The sequence below is a fragment of the Marinobacter sp. P4B1 genome (assembly GCF_001447135.1).
Lineage (GTDB): Bacteria > Pseudomonadota > Gammaproteobacteria > Pseudomonadales > Oleiphilaceae > Marinobacter > Marinobacter vinifirmus.
Genome location: NZ_LLXM01000005.1, coordinates 378006 through 392587, shown reverse-complemented (window position 1 = coordinate 392587; position 14582 = coordinate 378006). Strand labels below are relative to the sequence as shown.

Sequence of the window (14582 nt, the reverse complement as noted above, 5' to 3'; positions counted from 1 at the left end):
CGCCATCCCGCGTATGATTCAAAGCCGAAAGTGTATCACAGGGTTTGCGTATGATTTTCCCCACCATTGAAGATTATGTCGGCCACACGCCACTGGTTCGTTTGCAGCGGATACCGGGCAATACCTCCAATGTCATCCTGGCCAAGCTGGAGGGTAATAACCCGGCTGGTTCGGTGAAAGACCGGCCCGCCATCAGCATGATCCAGGAAGCCGAGCGCCGGGGTGAAGTCCAGCCGGGTGATACCCTGATCGAAGCCACCTCCGGCAACACCGGTATCGCCCTGGCCATGGCCGCAGCCATCAAGGGCTACCGGATGGTGCTGATCATGCCCGATAACCTGAGCGAAGAACGCCGGGCCTCCATGCGTGCCTATGGTGCGGAAGTGGTGAATGTTACGCGCGACCAGGGCATGGAAGGCGCCAGGGATTTGGCAATCCGTATGGAAGCCGAAGGCAAGGGCAAGGTGCTGGACCAGTTCAGCAACCCGGATAATCCCCTGGCCCACTATCGCAGCACCGGCCCGGAAATCTGGGAACAGACTCAGGGTAAGGTGACTCACTTTGTCAGCTCCATGGGCACCACCGGCACTATCATGGGCGTGTCCCGTTACCTGAAAGAGCGCAACCCGGATGTCCGGATTATCGGGCTGCAGCCGGAAGACGGCGCCTCCATTCCCGGTATCCGGCGCTGGCCGGAAGCCTATCTGCCAAAAATCTACGATGCCGCCCGGGTAGACCAGGTGCTGGACATCGGCCAGCAGGAAGCAGAAGACACCATGCGGGCCCTGGCCCGTGAAGAAGGTATCTTCTGTGGTGTGTCTTCGGGCGGGGCTATTGCGGCTGCGCTCAAGCTGTCTGGCCAGGTTGAAAACTCGGTGATCGTGGCCATTATCTGTGACCGCGGAGACCGTTACCTGTCTACCGGTGTATTCCCGGGCGCCTGAATCGTTAATCTTCAAGAGACCAGCCAATATGAGTAAGCGCCGCCGCAAGGTTCTGCCGCAAGAACCCGTGCGTTGTGAAATTGAATCCCTCGGCCATGATGGCCGTGGCATCGCCCGAACCGACGGCAAAGTCCAGTTTGTGGACGGCGCCCTGCCCGGGGAAACGGTGATGGCAAAGATGGTCAGCACCCGCAGCAAGTTCGACGAACTGCGCACCCTGGAAGTGCTGGAAGCTGCCCCTGACCGCCAGCAGCCCCCCTGCGAATTTGCCGAACTGTGCGGCGGCTGCAGCCTGCAGCATATGAGCGCCGATGCCCAGATCCGGTTCAAGGAAGACACCCTGCGGGAGCACTTTGCCCATTTCGGGGGCATAGAGCCGGAGCAGTGGATCGAGCCCATGCGTTCACCGGATACCCTGGGATACCGCCGCAAGGCCCGGCTCGGGGTACGTTACGTAAAGGCCCGGGAATCGGTGCTGGTGGGATTCCGGGAAAAGCGCAACAGCTTCCTGACCGACATTAGCGAGTGTGTGGTGCTGGACCCGCGTATCGGCAAGCGCATCACGCCGCTGCGGGAACTCCTGCACGGTATGGCCGCGTTTGACCGCATCGCCCAGGTGGAAGTGGCCTGTGGCGACGACGTTGCCGCCATGGTGTTCCGTAACATGGACGACCTGGTGCCGGAAGACCGGGAAAAGCTGATTGCCTTTGGCCAGGCCCATGACTTGCATATCTACCTGCAGCCGAAGGGCCCGGACACCGTGCACCGGATCTGGCCGGAATCGGCAGGCCGGGACGACGAACGCCTGGCCTACCGTATGGATGAATTCGACCTGACCATGCAGTTCCACCCCATGGACTTCACCCAGGTGAATGCCGGTATCAACGGGGACATGGTGCACCGGGCGGTTGAGTGGCTGGATATCCAGCCTGGCGAGCGGGCGCTGGACCTGTTCTGTGGCCTGGGTAATTTTACGCTGCCACTGGCCCGCAAGGGTGGCGAGGTTGTGGGTGTGGAAGGCGACGATGCCATGGTGGTTCGTGGCCGGGAAAATGCACGGTTGAACGGCCTGGATAATGTGGAGTTTTTCGGGGCAGACCTGCACGGCGACTTCACCGGCCAGGGCTGGGCGAAGGAAGGTTTCGACAAGATCCTGATCGATCCGCCCCGCTCCGGTGCCGAGGATATCTGCAAGTACCTGACTGCCTTTGGCGCCAACCGGATTGTCTATGTGTCCTGCAACCCGGCCACCCTGGCCCGGGATGCCGGTGTCCTGGTGCGTAACGGCTACCGGCTGGTGCGCGCCGGTGTGATGGATATGTTCCCGCACACCACCCATGTTGAGTCCATCGCCCTGTTCGAGCGCGATCCGCGCTGATCGGTATGGGGAAACCGGCCTCGCCGACGCTCCGGACGGGCGGGGGCAAGGCCGGCAATCTATCAGGTAAGTTATTGCTATGGTTAAAGTTAGGGAAGAGTACGGGGTAACCGGCGACGGTGAAGTGGATCTTGACCGTTGGGTTCAGCACATTGCCGAGCTGACGCACCTGGATAAGCCGGACCAGCTGCGACTGGCCTGCGAGAAAGCGGCCCTGATTGCACTGCAGGCGTTTCGCGAGGACCGGCTGTGGACGCCCGGCTCCAGCAGCTTCCGAACCGGGCTGGAGATGGCCCAGGTGCTGGCGGAACTGCACCTGGACCAGGCCAGCCTGGTGGCTGCCGTACTCTATCGGGCCGTTCGGGAAGAGCGGGTCGCCCTGGAAGAAATCCGAAAGGAATTCGGTGACGAAGTAGCCGGGCTGATCAACGGCGTGCAGCAGATGGCGGCGATTTCGTCGGTTCACCATCCGCTCAAGGGCAACGTGCTGGGCCAGAGTGAAGGCCAGCTGGACAACGTGCGCAAGATGCTGGTCACCATGATCGACGACGTGCGGGTGGCCCTGATCAAGCTGGCGGAGCGAACCTGCGCCATCCGGGCGGTGAAAGACGCCCCGGAAGAAAAACGTATGCGGGTGGCCCGGGAGGTGTTCGACATCTACGCGCCGCTGGCCCACCGGCTGGGTATCGGCCATATCAAGTGGGAACTGGAAGACCTCTCTTTCCGCTACCTGCATGCTTCCGCCTACAAGAAAATCGCCAAGCTGCTGGATGAAAAACGGCTTGACCGCGAAGGCTATATCCGCCGGGTGATCGATACCCTGCAGACCGAGCTGAAGGCCTCCGGCATCAAGGGCGACCTCAGTGGCCGGGCCAAGCACATCTACAGCATCTGGCGCAAAATGCGCCGCAAGGGCATTGATTTCTCCCAGGTGTACGATGTTCGGGCGGTGCGGATACTGGTGCCGGAAGTGCGGGATTGCTACGCCGCACTGGGTATTGTGCATACCCTGTGGCGGCACATCCCCAACGAGTTTGATGACTACATCGCCAACCCCAAGGAAAACGGTTACCAGTCCCTGCATACGGCGGTGATTGGCCCCGAGGGCAAGGTGATGGAAGTGCAGATCCGTACCCATGCCATGCATGAAGAAGCTGAACTGGGTGTCTGTGCCCACTGGCTGTACAAGGGTACGGACAAGAACAACAAGTCCTCCGGCTACGATGCCAAGATCAACTGGCTGCGCCAGGTACTGGAGTGGCAGGAAGAGCTGGGTGACTTGTCCGGGCTGGCAGACCACCTGAAATCCGATGTCGCCTCCGACCGCGTGTATGTGTTTACCCCGGAAGGCCATGTGGTGGACCTGCCTCAGGGCGCCACGCCGGTGGACTTCGCATACCGGGTGCACACCGAAATTGGCCATGCCTGCCGGGGTGCCCGGGTGAACAGCCGCATTGTGCCGCTGACCTACCCGCTGAAAACCGGCGACCAGGTGTTCATCCTGACTTCCAACAATCCGGCGCCCAGCCGGGACTGGCTGAACCCGAGCCTGGGTTATATCCAGACCTCCCGGGCCCGGGCCAAGGTGACCCATTGGTTCAAGCAGCAGGACCGGGAGCGCAACGTGGTCGATGGTCGCGCCATCCTGGAAGACGAATTCAAGAGGCTGTCCATCTACGATGTTGACCTGACAGAACTGGCGAAGAAGGTTAACTACCACTCCACGGAAGACATGTTTGCAGCGGTTGGCGCCGGTGATTTGCGCCCCACCCATGTAGCCAACGTGGCCCAGCAGATGCTGGAGCCGAGAACCGAGCAGCTGGATCTCAAACTCACCGGCAATCGGAAGAAAGCCTACGACACCGAGTCGGACATCCAGATTCTGGGCGTCGGCAAGCTGAAAACCCAGGTGGCCAAGTGTTGTAAACCACTGCCGGGTGACCCGATCGGTGGCTACATTACGGTGGGCCGGGGCGTTACCGTGCACCGTCAGGACTGCATGACTTTCCTGAACCTGAAGGAATTCGAACCCAACCGGATCATCGAAGTGAACTGGGGTGGCCAGCCGGCCGCGGTGTATCCGGTGGATATCGAGATCGAGGCCTACGACCGGTCCGGGTTGCTGCGGGATATCACCCAGGTGCTGTCGGCGTCCAAGAGTGATGTCATGTCGCTGCATACCCAGACCAATAAAGACGAGAACACCGCCACCATGTTGGTGACCGTGGAAATCTCCAGCCTGGAACAGTTGGCGCGGTTGCTGGCGCAGATCCGTAACCTGCCGAACATCATCGACGTAAGGCGAAAGCGCGGATGAGCTACTCCATCGACGACCTGAAAACCCTGATGGCGCGCCTGCGGGAACCGGACACTGGTTGCCCGTGGGACACAAAGCAGACCTTCGCCAGCATCGTGCCCCATACCATTGAAGAGGCCTATGAGGTGGCGGATGCTATCGAGCAGGGTGATTACCCCCATGTGAAAGACGAGCTGGGGGATCTGTTGTTCCAGGTGATCTTCTACGCCCGGATGGGGCAGGAGGAGGGCCACTTTGATTTTGATGGCATTGTCGACAACCTGGTGCGCAAACTCATCCGCCGGCATCCCCATGTGTTTCCGGAGGGCACCCTGGAAAGCCGAATAGACCCGGACAACCGGCCCACGGAAGCCTGGATCAAGGAAAGCTGGGAGCGCATCAAGGCGGAAGAGCGGGCGCAGAAACCTGCGCCGGATGCCGATACATCGGTCAGCCGCCTGGACGGTATTGCCCGCACACTGCCGGCCATGGCCCGGGCCGAGAAGTTGCAGCGCCGCGCGGCCCGCCACGGCTTTGACTGGCCGGATATCGGCCCGGTGTTCGAAAAGCTGCACGAAGAAATCGACGAGCTGAAGGAAGCCTGGCAGGCCGCCGAAGACGGCACCGGTGAGCGGGATGCGGTGGAAGACGAGCTGGGCGACCTGCTGTTTGTGTGCGTGAACCTGGCCCGGTTCATGAAAGTGAATCCGGAGCAGGCACTCAAGCGCACCAATCGCAAATTCGAAATGCGCTTCCGGGCCATTGAGGAGATCCTGGCCGCCGAGGGGCGTGACATGGACGAAGAAAGCCTGGAGGCGCTGGATGCCATCTGGCAGCGGGTCAAGGGCGTGGAAAAAGGGTAACCCCAAGGCCTGATAGACTTTCCCGGGTAATCCTTAGTATCGTAACTCTCTCCTGATTACGCCCTACAGAAGGAACCCGCTGTGACAGAACTGCATCCCGATCTGCGAGAGAACGTACGTTTACTGGGTGAATTGCTCGGCCAGAGCATTCTGCAGCATCCGGGGCAGGAGTGCTTCGACCTGATCGAGGAAATCCGGGCGGCGGCGAAAGCCGATCGCCGCCAGGAGAGCGGTTCCGGCCAGCGGCTTGAAACCCTGTTGCGCCAACTCAGTGATAATGAATTGCTGCCGGTTACCCGGGCTTTCAACCAGTTTCTCAACCTGGCCAACCTGGCCGAACAGTATCACGGTATTCGCCGCAAGCAGGGGCATCCGTCTGACCTGATGGTGGAATCCCTGAGCGAAGTCTTCGACCGGCTGAAATCCGGCGGCGTAGATGCGGAAGAGCTGCATCGCCGTGTGGCCGACCTGCGTATTGAATTTGTGCTTACCGCGCACCCCACCGAAGTGGCCCGTCGTACCCTGATCCTGAAATACGATGAAATGTCAGACTGCCTGGCCCGGCTGGACCATGATGACTTGATGCCGGCGGAGCGGGGTGAAATCACCGACCGCCTGTCGCAGCTGATCGCCGAAGCCTGGCATACCGACGAAATCCGCCACGAGCGGCCCACCGCGGTAGACGAGGCCAAGTGGGGGTTTGCGGTGATTGAAAACAGCCTGTGGCAGGCGCTGCCGAAGTTTCTGCGCAGCCTGGATGCTTCCCTGGAAGATGCCACCGGCAAGGGGCTGCCGTTGCAGGCGACACCGGTGCAGATTGCCTCCTGGATGGGCGGCGACCGGGATGGCAACCCCAACGTCACCCACGATGTGACCCGGCAGGTATTTCTGCTTGGCCGCTGGATGGCGGCCGACCTGTACCTGCGTGACATCCAGGCCTTGCGGGCGGAACTTTCGATGTGGCAGGCCAGTGATGAATTGCAGGCAGTCACCGGTGATTCCCGGGAGCCATACCGCCAGGTGCTGGCACAGTTACGGGACCGGCTGATCCGTACCCGGGACTGGGCCGAGGCCAGCGTCAAAGGCGAACCGGCCGACAGAACTGACATCCTGTTCGAAAACGAAGACCTGACTGCACCGCTGGAGCTGTGTTACCGCTCGCTGGTGCAATGCGGCCTTGAACACATCGCCAACGGGCCGCTGCTGGACACCATTCGCAGGGCCCACACCTTCGGGCTGCCTCTGATCCGGCTGGATATCCGCCAGGAAGCCACCCGTCACGCCGAGGCGGTGGCCGAGATGGTGGATTACGCGGGCCTGGGTGACTATTTATCGTGGCCAGAGCAGGAGCGCCAGGCCTTTCTGGTACGGGAACTGCAGGGCCGCCGGCCGCTGGTGCCCAGAAACTGGGAACCCTCCGAGCCGGTAAGGGAAGTGCTGGCCACCTGTGAAGTCGTGGCACAACAAACCCCGGAAGCGCTGGGCTCTTATGTGATTTCCATGGCCAGCACGCCGTCGGATGTGCTCAGTGTGATCCTGCTGCTGCGGGAAGCCGGCATGAAGTTCCCGATGCGGGTGGTGCCGCTGTTCGAAACCCTGAGCGATCTGCAGGGCGCGCCGGACAGCATGGCCGCCCTGTACGAGGTGGACTGGTATCGCGAATACTGTCAGGGCCGGCAGGAAGTGATGATCGGCTACTCGGATTCGTCCAAGGACGCAGGCCAGCTGATGGCCGCCTGGGCCCAGTACCAGGCCCAGGAAAAGCTGACCCGGGTGGCCAGCCAGTATGGCGTACACCTGACCCTGTTCCACGGCCGCGGCGGTACGGTAGGCCGGGGCGGTGGCCCTGCCAACCGGGCGATCCTGTCCCAGCCCCCGGGGTCAGTAAACGGCAGTTTCCGGATTACCGAACAGGGCGAGATGATCCGCTTCAAGTTCGGCCTGCCTCGGCTGGCGGTGCAGAGCCTGACCCTCTACACCACGGCAGTCATCGAGGCCACCCTGGCGCCGCCACCGGAGCCGGAAGACAGCTGGCGCGAAACCATGGACTGGCTGACTGAAAGGTCCCTGAAGGCCTATCGGGATGTGGTTCGGGAGAATCCGGATTTTGTGCCTTATTTCCGCCAGGTAACGCCGGAAACCGCCCTGGGCAAACTGGCCCTGGGCAGTCGCCCGGCCCGGCGCAAGCCCACGGGTGGCGTGGAAAGCCTGCGGGCAATTCCATGGATCTTTGCCTGGACCCAGATGCGCCTGATGCTGCCGAGCTGGCTGGGCAGCGATGTGGCCCTTGAAGAGGCAGCACAGGCGGATCGCCTGCCGGAACTTCGGGAAATGATGCGTGGCTGGCCGTTCTTCCGCACCTACGTGGATATGCTCGAGATGGTACTGGCCAAGGCCGACCTGCGCATTGCCAGCTATTACGAACAGACCCTGGTGGAAGACGACAAGCTCAAGGCATTGGGCGCCAGCCTTCGGGATCGGCTGACCGGATGCATTGCGCGCTTGCTGGAGCTCAAGGAGCAGCAGGATCTGCTGGAAGGCGAACCGGTGTTCGCCCACTCCATGAAAGTTCGCAACCCCTACACAGATCCGCTGCACTACCTGCAGGCGGAACTGCTGCGCCGTGACCGGGAAAGCGAAGACAAAGGCGAGGTGCCAGAGATGGTCGAGCGGGCCCTGAAAGTCACCATGGCCGGTATTGCTGCCGGCATGCGTAACACGGGCTGAAGCCCGGGAGACAAGGCGTTTGAACGTATCCGAGCGACTGGAACAATACCTCGCCCGCCGTGGGCTGGCCTGGACACCGGTGGATATTGCGCCGGTTACCAACCTGGATGAGGCGATCAAGGCGTCCGGGCAGGCGGCTGACTTTGCCGTGGCCACGGTATTGATCGATGTAAGCGGCCTGTTGATGGTGGTGCACCGTGCCGGAAATCCGCCATCACTTGCGCAGCTGCGCAAGTTCACGGGCCGGCCCTTGCAGCAGCTGGAGCCTTTGCAGGCCGCCAGCTTCTTTGACGATTGCCATCCCGGCTTTATTCCGCCGGTGGGCGCGGCCTGGGACCTGGACGTGCTGGTGGATGAAGACATCTACAGTGCCCGGCAAGTGTGTTTTACCTCGGGCAGTGAGCAGGTTCTGATACAGATGGCTGGCGAGGAATTCCAGCGTGCCCTGGACAACGCCCGGAGAATGGATTTCACCGGTAATGAAGCGGGTAACGGCGGGGATGATGAAGCCGATGCCACCCCGACCCTGAACAAGGTGGCAGACCGCCTGAAAGGCCTTACCCGGTTGCCGCCCATGCCAGCACTGGCCGGCCGGATGGCGGAACTGGCACAAGACCCGGAGCAGCACGGTGATGAACTGGCGAACCTGGTCGGGATCGACCCGGGCCTGGCAGCCCAGGTACTGAGGTACGCCCGTTCCGGATTGTTCGGGCAGACCCGCCAGAACGGATCCCTGGCAGAGGCGATAGAATTGCTGGGGGCGGACCGTCTGGCCCATGTGGCCCGCGGTGCAGTCGGTGTGCGTTCGTTCAGGGTTGCCCGGGACGGAGCGCTGGGCATCAACAGCCTGTGGCGCCATTCCCTGTATTGCGCGTTTATGTGCCGTGCACTGGCGGAGCGGCTGGAGCTTGACCAGGATATGGCCTACCTGTGTGGCCTGCTCCACAACTTCGGTTTGCTGCTGATTGCCTGGCTGTATCCGTCTGAATTCCGTGAATTGCAGGCGCTGCGGGAAATCAATCCGGAAAGCGACATGCGTTCGCTGGAGCGTGAAGTGTTTGGCTCCGGCGAGGGTGGCGACACCGTACCCATGGGGCATGCGACCCTGGGCGGATTGCTGTACCGCTTATGGCAGTTGCCGGAGCCGGTCATCAAGGCCGCAGGCCTGCACCAGAGCCCGGACTATCAGGGCGCTGATGAAGACTACGTGCGGATGGTTTTGCTGGCCAACGGCCTGCTGAAAAAGCGCGGGATCGGCGACGAACTCAGCCCGGATGATATACCGGCACTGACCGATGCCCTTGGCCTGGGGTCGGTGGCACTGGAAGAAGTGCAGCAGGAAATCAGCAGTTTGTCGGCGGATCTGGACGCCCTGATAACCCCCCTCGAACCTTGAGTTCAGTCAGTTACTCATCCAATGATACGGAGGTCGACTTTCTATGCGGGGGCTGACTTCGTATAATGCGGCCTCGATTCTGGGCAGGTGTGCCGTTAACCCACTGGAATCCTGTTGAGAGGTTGCCGCAAAGGCAGGGGTCTTTGCCGCAGTTTTTCAAACGATAATATAAGACAACGGGAGCACAACGTTATGCGAATCATTATGTTAGGCGCGCCAGGCGCGGGTAAGGGTACCCAGGCCCAGTTTATTACCGAGCGTTTCGAGATCCCCCAGATCTCCACCGGTGACATGCTGCGGGCCGCGGTCAAAGCCGAGTCCGAGCTGGGCAAGCAGGTAAAGGAAGTCATGGCTTCCGGCGGCCTGGTGTCTGACGACATCATCATCGCGCTGATCGAAGAGCGTATCCAGCAGCCGGACTGCAAGAACGGCTTCCTGCTGGACGGTTTCCCGCGCACTATTCCCCAGGCCGAAGCGCTCAAGGAACAGGGCATTGCCATTGATTACGTGGTCGAGATTGCCGTAGCAGACGAAGAAATTGTCAGCCGCCTGTCTGGCCGTCGCGTGCACGAAGGCAGTGGTCGCATCTATCACGTGAAATACGATCCGCCCAAGGTGGAAGGCAAAGACGACGAAACCGGCGAGCCGCTGGTTCAGCGTGAAGACGACAAGGAAGAAACCGTACGCAAGCGCCTGGGTATCTACCACGACCAGACCGCTCCGCTGATCGGTTTCTACCAGGACTGGGCCGGTAAGGCGCCGTCTGAAGCACCCAAGTACGTGCGCGTAGAAGGTGTTGGCAGCCTGGACAGCATCCGCGACCAGATCCTGTCCCAACTCAAGTAATATCAAGGCCGGAGCGGCCCCGGAGGCACTGATTCTGTGAAGTTACTGGCACTGGATACGTCTTCCGAAGGCTGCTCCGCCGCGCTCTGGCTGGATGGCCATATTACCGAGCGCTTTGAAGTGGCCCCCCGGGGCCACACCCGTCTTCTGATGCCCATGGTGCGCGAGTTGCTCGCGGAGCAGGGGCTCACTCCTTCTGGCCTGGATGCCCTGGCGTTTGCCCGGGGGCCGGGCTCTTTCACCGGCTTACGCATTGCCACCGGCGTGGTTCAGGGCCTGGCCTGGGGGCTGGATATCCCTGTGGTGCCGGTATCTTCCCTGGCTGCTGTTGCGCTGCAAGCCATCGACAAGCATCAATTGCCCGAAGGGGCCTGCGTAGCCGTAGCTTTCGACGCCCGCATGGGTGAAGTCTACTGGGGCACTTTCCAGTGCCGTGACGGCCTGCCGGTGTTGCTGGCAGACGAGCGGGTATGCCCGCCATCGGCAGTCAGCCTGCCGGATGTCAGTGCAGATCGCTGGATCGGTGTTGGTTCCGGCTGGGCCTTCGCCGGTGACATGCCTGCGGATGTAGCGGAAACCGTCGCTGTGGTTGATGACACCCTGGTACCCCGGGCCTGTGAAGTTGTCCGGTTGGCGGAACAGGGCTACCGCCAGGGTGAGGCGGTGCCGGCGGAGCAGGCCCAGCCGGTTTATATCCGCGATGAAGTCGCCTGGAAAAAGCTGCCAGGCCGTGACTGAGCCTTCCGTGCCAGGCACCCTTGCGGTGGCCTGCAGCCCGCTGGGTGACCAGCACCAGGCCCGAGCGCTGGCTGAGGAGCTGGCACTGCCCTGGTTGGGCGTCGTCAAGCCGCAACAGGTTCGTGATTACTCCATTCTTCTGTATTCCGACGATCAGGGCCTGGCCCTGCAGATCACCGGTAAAGGTGCGCCTGGCCCGGTACGGGCCGAGTTTGTTACCGGTAAGATGGGTTATCGCCGGGAACACGGTGGCGGTACGGGCCAGCTGGTCGCCAGGGCAGTGGGCTTGCAGAAGACCCGCGCAGGTTTACACGTTCTGGATGCCACGGCCGGGTTGGGGCAGGACGCCTTTGTACTGGCTGGCCTTGGCTGCCGCGTCACCTTGCTGGAGCGAAACCCGGTGATCCATGCCTTGCTGGCCGATGGTCTGGCCCGGGCTGCGTTGAATCCGGACTGTTCGCCAATTGTGGCCAGGATGACCCTGGAAGCCGGCAGCTCCATTGACTGGCTGGCGAAGGCTGACCCGGAATCGGTGGATGTGGTGTACCTGGACCCGATGTTCCCGCATCGGGACAAGTCGGCCCTGGTGAAAAAAGAAATGCAGGTGTTCCGGCAGGTGGTGGGCGACGACGATGATTCAGCTCAATTACTGCAAGCGGCACTGAAGGCTGCCCGTTACCGGGTGGTGGTCAAACGCCCCCGCAAGGCACCGGCCGTAGAAGGTCCGGAACCGGCTACCCGCACCGAAGGCAAGAGCAGCCGCTACGATATCTATTCCTTGAAAGCCCTGCCGGCCTGAGGCTGACCCAAACCGGCAACCGGTTTCAGGCGTCCAGCATGGTGACCTGCTGGATGGCCTGGCGTTTCTCTACACTCAATACCAGACGAGCATCCTCGGCCACCTCATCCAGGCCTTCGCCATAACACAGCAGGCCGTTGTCGTCGGTGGTCAGAACCCCTTCCTTCTGCATGTTGGCAATGAAGTTCCGGAACAGGGTCTTGTCGAAGAATTCCGGGGCATTCAGCCCGAACAGGATAGACATCCGCTCGGCCAGCAGGGTGCTCTGTTCCTCCAGTTCGGCGGCGGTCAGCTTGCCGGAACCGTATTTCCGGAGAATGCCCAGGGCAATGTGGTAACGCTCCAGGGTCTGGATAATGAACCGGGACAAAATACGCGCCCTCAGCATGGCTTCTGTGCCTTCTTCCGGCCGGCTCAGGCGTTCGTCGTCTACGGTCACCAGCAGGCCCTGGTCAACCAGCACATCAATCCAGTCGTTAATGACGGATTCGATCTCGTCCTGCGAGTATTTCAGGAACAGTTCTGATTGCAGGTAGGGGTAGGCCACGCTGGCCAGGAAGACGATTTTGTCACGGCGCAGGCTGGACTTGTTTTCGAACAGGCTGACAACCAGTGCCGGCAGGGCAAACAGGTGCTGGATGTTATTGCGGTAGTAGGTCATCAGGGTGGCGTTGGAGCCTTCCAGGCCGATGATGTCTCCCAGCTTCTGTGGCTGGCGGGACACCAGCCCCATGCCTTCACAGTAGGCCACCCAGTCCTTGCCACTGCCCTCGGGCAGGGTAACGGTGCCGGCGTAGGGCCGGGCTTTCAGCAGGCTGGCGTACTGGTCCAGCAGCCGGATCAGCTGGCCTTCGTCCATGGCCAGGCGCTCGGTGCCCAGCAGCACGGTGGCGGTCATGCCAATGGGGTTCACCGCAACCGAGGCGTTGATGTTGCTGGCAACCCGCTGGGCCAGGGCGTCAACGGCATCCGGCAGCCAGGATGGCCGGAATTCCGCATCGTAGGCCTCTTCGCGCCAGCTGTCGTGTACGTTGTCCAGAACCTCGGCTAGCGGAATCGGGTCGCCGAAGTTGACCGCTACCCGGCCAAAGGAGTTGGTGAGCTTGCGGGCAGTCTTGGCGAGCCCGAATACGCTTTCCTTCTGCTTTTTCTTGCCCCGGAGTTCGCCCAGGTAAGACCGGCCTTCCATCACTTTCTCGTAACCGATATACACCGGTACAAAGACAATCGGTTTGCGGTGATCCCGCAGGAAGCTGCGCACCGTCATCGACAGCATGCCGGGCCGTGGGGCCAGCATGCGGCCGGTGCGGGAGCGGCCGCCCTCCACGAAGTATTCCACCGAGTAACCCCGGGTGAACATCACGTGCATGTATTCGTTGAACACGGTGGCGTACAGGGGGTTGTCACGGAAACTGCGGCGCATGAAGAAGGCACCGCCACGGCGCAGGATCGGCCCGACAACGGGCATGTTCAGGTTGATGCCGGCAGCAATGTGCGGCGGCATCAGGCCGTTCTTGTACAGCACGTAGGACAGCAGCAGGTAGTCGATGTGGGAGCGGTGGCAGGGCACATAGACCACGGCATTGTCCTGTGCCGTTTCCTTGGCCACCTTGATGTTGTTGATGGCAATACCGTTGTAGATCCGGTTCCACAGCCAGGCCAGCACCAGTTCCAGGAAGCGTATGGTGACAATGGACATGCTGGCGGCGATTTCATCGGCGTACTTGTAGGCCTTGGCCCGGACTTTCTCCGGGGGAATATCGTCCTTGGCGGCGGTTTCGCGAATGGCTTCTTTTACCGCCTGGGTGCGTACCAGGCCTTCCACCAAGGTGCGGCGGTGGGACAGGTCTGGCCCCAGTACCGCCTGGCGTACCCGACGGAAATGGGTGCGCAGCAGGCGCGCCAGCTTGCGGTTGGCCTTCTGTTCGTTATCCCGGTATTCCTCAACCACCTGGTTCAGTGACAGCGGCTGGTTGAACTGCACGTAGGTGTTGCGCCCGTGGACCAGGATAATCAGGAACTTCTGTAAACGGCCGGCGACAGACCAGGTGTCAGACAGCAGCAACTTCACCAGGGATTTTTCCTTGTCCGGAGAACGACCCCAGAACAGGGAAACCGGAACAATCTGTACGTCCTGCTCGGGGTGTTCCAGCCCGAAACGGACCAGGTCACCGAATTCCCTGGTGGGAACGGGCTTGTGCCGGCCGCCGCGGAACAGGCCGCCAATCCGCTTGTACAGAAAGAAAAACGAATGGGATGGCCCGTTCTTGACGGGCAGGACCGGCGTGGCACCGGGCAGCCGGGCCTGGATGACCTCCTGCTCCAGCACCAGTCGGCTGGAAAGCGAACTGTATTGCAGCACGTAACACACCGGCTTCTGCGGATCGAGGCCGAGGGCTTCAAGGGTGTTGCCGCTGACATCCGTCCTGACCCAAAGGAACAGGATCTTGCGGAAAAGAGACAGGATCAGGCTGCGAATACCCTGATAAAGTCGCATAAGGTGCTACTCCGGTGCTGGAAACAGGCGCCAAGTTTAACGGGTTGGAGCGGGGCCGGAAAGCGCTATGCCGATTCTGGCCGGTGAATGTGATGTGG

10 protein-coding genes are annotated in these 14582 nt (G+C 61.3%); 9 read left to right on the top strand and 1 reads right to left on the bottom strand.

What is annotated here, in order from left to right; genetic code table 11:
- Window positions 1-50: 50 nt before the first annotated feature.
- From cysM to AQ621_RS03475, 9 genes are all read left to right on the top strand, one after another.
- On the top strand, window positions 51-944 hold the full coding sequence (cysM, locus tag AQ621_RS03515) for a cysteine synthase CysM (protein WP_058340286.1): 894 nt from the start codon (window positions 51-53) through the stop codon (window positions 942-944).
- 28 nt (window positions 945-972) lie between these two features.
- Window positions 973-2322 carry a 23S rRNA (uracil(1939)-C(5))-methyltransferase RlmD gene (gene rlmD, locus AQ621_RS03510; RefSeq protein ID WP_058340285.1) on the top strand — a complete coding sequence of 450 codons (1350 nt, stop codon included), beginning with the start codon at window positions 973-975 and terminating at the stop codon, window positions 2320-2322.
- 79 nt (window positions 2323-2401) lie between these two features.
- Window positions 2402-4639, top strand: coding sequence for a GTP diphosphokinase (gene relA, locus AQ621_RS03505; RefSeq protein ID WP_058340284.1), 2238 nt, complete (start codon window positions 2402-2404; stop codon window positions 4637-4639).
- On the top strand, window positions 4636-5481 hold the full coding sequence (gene mazG, locus AQ621_RS03500; protein ID WP_058340283.1) for a nucleoside triphosphate pyrophosphohydrolase: 846 nt from the start codon (window positions 4636-4638) through the stop codon (window positions 5479-5481). Before relA ends, mazG begins: the two co-directional genes overlap by 4 nt.
- 81 nt (window positions 5482-5562) lie before the next feature.
- Complete coding sequence (gene ppc / locus AQ621_RS03495) at window positions 5563-8208, top strand: phosphoenolpyruvate carboxylase (RefSeq protein ID WP_058340282.1); 2646 nt, start codon at window positions 5563-5565, stop codon at window positions 8206-8208.
- A 19-nt stretch (window positions 8209-8227) separates the two neighbouring features.
- Window positions 8228-9604, top strand: a complete 1377-nt coding sequence (locus tag AQ621_RS03490; protein ID WP_058340281.1) for an HDOD domain-containing protein — start codon at window positions 8228-8230, stop codon at window positions 9602-9604.
- Between the two features lie 192 nt (window positions 9605-9796).
- A complete protein-coding gene (adk, locus tag AQ621_RS03485) occupies window positions 9797-10450 on the top strand; it encodes an adenylate kinase (RefSeq protein ID WP_022988866.1) in 654 nt (217 codons plus the stop codon).
- 36 nt (window positions 10451-10486) lie between these two features.
- On the top strand, window positions 10487-11188 hold the full coding sequence (gene tsaB, locus AQ621_RS03480; RefSeq protein ID WP_058340280.1) for a tRNA (adenosine(37)-N6)-threonylcarbamoyltransferase complex dimerization subunit type 1 TsaB: 702 nt from the start codon (window positions 10487-10489) through the stop codon (window positions 11186-11188).
- Complete coding sequence (locus tag AQ621_RS03475; protein WP_058340279.1) at window positions 11151-11987, top strand: class I SAM-dependent methyltransferase; 837 nt, start codon at window positions 11151-11153, stop codon at window positions 11985-11987. Before tsaB ends, AQ621_RS03475 begins: the two co-directional genes overlap by 38 nt.
- Window positions 11988-12012: 25 nt before the next feature.
- Here AQ621_RS03475 and plsB read toward each other — a convergent pair whose 3' ends face one another.
- Window positions 12013-14484 carry a glycerol-3-phosphate 1-O-acyltransferase PlsB gene (gene plsB / locus AQ621_RS03470; RefSeq protein WP_058340278.1) on the bottom strand — a complete coding sequence of 824 codons (2472 nt, stop codon included), beginning with the start codon at window positions 14482-14484 and terminating at the stop codon, window positions 12013-12015.
- Window positions 14485-14582: the final 98 nt, after the last annotated feature.